The organism is Paraburkholderia sp., from assembly GCF_049581445.1.
Lineage (GTDB): Bacteria > Pseudomonadota > Gammaproteobacteria > Burkholderiales > Burkholderiaceae > Paraburkholderia.
Genome location: NZ_JBAURZ010000363.1, coordinates 1 through 4254, shown reverse-complemented (window position 1 = coordinate 4254; position 4254 = coordinate 1). Strand labels below are relative to the sequence as shown.

The window sequence follows — 4254 nt, the reverse complement described above, 5'->3', positions numbered from 1 at the left end:
ATGCGAGATCGCGCCGAGCGCATAACGCCGCGACGCGTCGCGCGCGTCTTCGTCGGCGAGCGCGACGAGGCGCTCGGTGGTGTCGATCTGCGCATGCAGCGCGGCTGCCGTTATAGCGGCCGTGACGATGTTGGCCGCCAGCGCGCGCCGGGCCGACTCCAGTTGGAAAACCTGCACGTTGACCCGCGAGGCCAGCGCGGCGTTCGCAAGCCGCGACGCGCCGAACAGATCGATCGTGTAATGGGCCTGCAACTGGCCGACGAAATCGTTATAGAGGAACGTGTTCGGCCCAATCTCGGGAATCGCCAGCGCGCGTTGCCGCGCGGCCTGAACGCCCGCGTCGATGGTCGGCAGCATGGAACTGCCCACCTGCGCGCGCAGTTGTTCGCGTGCGGCGGTGAGGCTCTTGTCGGTGGCCGCGAGCGTCGGACTGTTGCGCAGCCCTTCATCGACGAGCGCATTCAGATCATCCGATTGATAAAGACGCCACCAGCTCGGCACCGGCTGCGCGCCGACCACGAACTGCTGCGTCACGCCTTGCGCGGGAACGGTTTCGGCGGGCAACGCTTCGGCGCCGTAATGCGCGGGTTGAGGCATGGTTGGCGCGTCACCGCTCGGGCCGAAAGAGCAGGCTGCGAGCGAGAGCGCTCCAGCGCTCACCGCCACGCTGCGGGCGTGACTCACACGCTTGAAAAGAGACATAGCCATGATCAATTCCCCGAGTGTGAGGCGGATGACACGCCAGCCGACGGCGGCTCGCGTTCGTCGCCGCGTACCCTGAACGACGCTGCGTAAAGTGCCGGCAGATAGAACAGCGTCAACACCGTTGCACTCGTGATCCCGCCCATCAACGCAGTGGCCATCGGTCCGAAGAAGTTCGAACTCAGTAGCGGAATCAGCGCAAGCACGGCGGCGGCGGCGGTCAATGTAATCGGCCTGAAGCGCCGCACTGTCGCACCGACGATGGCATCGAAGCGCTTGTGTCCGGCGGCGATGTCCTGCTCGATCTGATCCACCAGAATCACCGAGTTGCGCATGATGATGCCGAACATCGCAATTACGCCCAGCATCGCAACGAAGCCAAACGGCTGGCCGAACAGCAGCAGGGTGGCGACCACGCCAATCAGTCCGAGCGGCGCAGTCAGCACCACCATCAGCACCCGCGCGAAACTCTGCAACTGGATCATCAGCAGAGTCAGTACGGCAATCACCATGATGGGCATTTGTGCGTTGATGGAGGTCTGTCCCTTCCCGCTTTCTTCCACTGAACCGCCCACCTCGATGCGATAGCCGACCGGCAGACTGGCGCGAATCTGGCTCAGCGCCTTGTCGACGCTATGCGTCACGTCGATGCCTTGCGCGTTGGCCGTGACGTCCGATTGAACGGTGATGGTAGGTTGGCGGTCGCGCTCCCAGATCACGCCGTATTCGAGGTCGTAGCCCAGATGGCCGAGCGTGCCGAGCGGCACGGGACCATTGGGCGTTGGCATTGCGAGCGTGAGGAGCTGGGCGGGATCGACGCGTTCGCTCTTCGGGGCGCGCAGGTCGACGCTGATCAGCTTGTCGCGCTCGCGGTATTGCGTGACGGTGTAGCCGGACAGCGTCATCGCGAGGAAACTCGACACATCGTCCGAGCTCACGCCAAGCTCACGCGCTTTCTTTTGATCGATCTCGAAGCGTACCGAGCGTTCCGCAGGCTCGTCCCAGTCGAACTGGACGTTGGTAGTCCGATGATCCGCACGCATGGTCGCGGCGACGCGTTCGGCGATCCCGCGCACGGTGGCGATGTCATCGCCGCTTACGCGAAACTGCACCGGATAGCCGACCGGTGGCCCGTTTTCCAAACGTGACAGACGGGTGCGGATGGCCGGGAACTGGTTGCGCAATTCCGGTTCAAGCCACTGTGCGAGCTTTTCGCGCTCTTTGACCGACTTCGCGGTAATCACGAACTGCGCGAAATTCGGCTGCTGCAATTGCTGATCGAGCGGCAGGTAGAAACGGGGCGCACCGGTGCCGACGAAGTCCACCGTGTGATCGATTTCGGGGCGACCCACAAGGGCTTTTTCGAGCCGCTGCGTTTCGCGCAAGGTGGCATCGAATGATGCGCCTTCGGGGAGCCGCACGTCGACCAGCAGTTCGGGACGGTCTGAGCTTGGGAAGAACTGCTGCGGCACCAGCGTAAAGCCGAACAACGAGACGACGAACAGGACGACGGTGATCACCAGTACGACGAAGCGTCGCTCGACGCACCAGCCAATCCAGCCGCGCAGCCGCTTATAAAAGCGGGTGTCGTAAATGTCGTGTTCGTGATCGTCGGCCTCATGCTCCTGACGTTTTCGCTCCGGCAGCATGTGATAGCCGAGCAGCGGGATCAGCACCACGGCGGCCAGCCACGAAGCAATCAGCGCAATGGCCGAGACTTCGAAGATGGAGCGCGTGTATTCGCCGGTGCTCGACTTGGCGAGGGCGATAGGCAGGAAACCAGATACCGTGACGAGCGTGCCGGTGAGCATCGGAAACGCCGTACTGGTGTACGCGAATGCAGCGGAGCGGGTGCGATTCCAGCCCTGTTCAAGTTTCACCGACATCATCTCGACAGCAATGATCGCATCGTCGACAAGAAGCCCGAGCGCCAGCACCAGCGTACCAAGCGACACCTTGTGCAAACCAATGTCGAAGAGATACATGCACAACGCGGTCACGGCCAGCACGATCGGAATGGAGATGACGACCACCATGCCGGTTCGCACACCCAGCGAGACGAGGCTCACCACGAGCACGATCGCAATGGCTTCGGCCACCGCTTCCAGAAAATCGTCCACCGACTTCGCCACCGCATGCGGCATGCTCGATACTTCCACCAGCTTGAGGCCTGCCGGCAGATACGCGCGCAAGGTGGCGGACTGCTTGTCGAGTGCCTTGCCGAGCTGGATCACGTCGCCACCGGGCTGCATCGTCACACCGATACCGAGCACGGCCTTACCGCCAAAGCGCATCTGCGTGACCACTGGATCATCGTAACCGCGTCTGATGGTGGCGATGTCGCCGAGTCGGAATGAGCGGTTGTTGATGCGAATCAGCGTGTCGGCGAGTGCATTGACGTCCTTGAGCTGGCCGGTGGGGCGGACAAACACGCGGTCGTCCATGGTGGTAAGCGTGCCCGCTGGCGAGACGCTGTTCTGCGAGTTGATCGCCTGCGCAATCTGTTGCGGCGACACGTTCAGGCGTGTGAGCTGCGTATTGGTGATCTCGATGTAGATGTGCTGGTCGGGGTCGCCAAAGTAGTCCACCTTGGCGACGCCCGGCACGCGCAGCAGCACGGTGCGCAATTCATCCGCGTAGTCGTGCAGTTGCGCCGGAGAAAAGCCGTCGCCTTCCAACGTGTAGATGTTGGTGTAGACGTCACCGAATTCGTCGTTGAAGAATGGGCCCTGGATGCCTTGCGGCAACGTTGCCGCGATATCGCCGACTTTCTTGCGTACCTGATACCAGGTTTGAGGCACTTCCTTCACGGGCGCCGAATCGAGCATCGTAAAGAACATCAGCGATTCGCCGGGGCGCGAATAACTGCGCACGAAGTCGATATAAGGCGTTTCCTGCAATTTGCGGCCGATGCGGTCTGTTACCTGTTCCTGCACCTGGCGCGCGGTCGCGCCTGGCCAGAAGGTGCGGATCACCATCACGCGGAACGTGAACGGCGGATCTTCAGACTGCGCGAGTTTTGTGTAGGCCAGGATCCCAAAGGCGGTCGCGAGCGCGATCAGAAATACCACCAGCGCCTGATGACGCAGTGCCCACGCGGACAGGTTGAAGCGTCCTTCTTCGTGAGTTGTACTCATGAAGCGAAATCCTCGGGATGCAGCGGTGCGATTGGCTTGATTTTTTCGCCGGCAGTAACGGTGTGGACGCCTTGCAACACGACGCGCTCGCCGTCCTGCAGACCGCCGGAGATGGCGACGGTGCGTTCGTCGTAGCGCGTCACCTGAACCCGGCGCAGCGCCAGCGTGTTGTCGCTTCCGTTGACCACCCAGACGGCGGGCGCGTTACCGTCGTGGAACAACGCGGTAGAAGGCAGCGTGAATGATGCGGCGCTTAGTGCCGCGCCGTTGCCCGGTGCGATGGCGACATTTGCCGTCATGCCGAGCCGCACATCGGGCCCGGGATCAAGCAGCGTGAGATTGGCGCGATAGGTGCGGCTTTGCGGGTCGGCCGCGGGCGACAGTTCGCGCACCCGCGCCGTGAACGTGCGGCCCG

At 62.5% G+C, this 4254-nt stretch carries 3 protein-coding genes; all 3 read right to left on the bottom strand.

Annotated features, from left to right (window positions below):
* On the bottom strand, window positions 1-702 hold a 702-nt coding region (locus tag WCA85_RS31150), incomplete at its 3' end, for a TolC family protein (RefSeq protein ID WP_424068886.1).
* An 8-nt stretch (window positions 703-710) separates the two neighbouring features.
* Window positions 711-3839 carry an efflux RND transporter permease subunit gene (locus WCA85_RS31145; protein WP_424068884.1) on the bottom strand — a complete coding sequence of 1043 codons (3129 nt, stop codon included), beginning with the start codon at window positions 3837-3839 and terminating at the stop codon, window positions 711-713.
* A partial coding sequence (locus WCA85_RS31140) for an efflux RND transporter periplasmic adaptor subunit (protein ID WP_424068882.1) occupies window positions 3836-4254 on the bottom strand: 419 nt, incomplete at its 5' end. The genes WCA85_RS31140 and WCA85_RS31145, both read right to left, overlap by 4 nt.

What these genes read in the sequence shown, in the direction of transcription:
- WCA85_RS31145 (WP_424068884.1), bottom strand. Translation starts at nt 3,839, where the DNA reads ATGAGTACAACTCACGAAGAAGGACGCTTCAACCTGTCCGCGTGGGCA.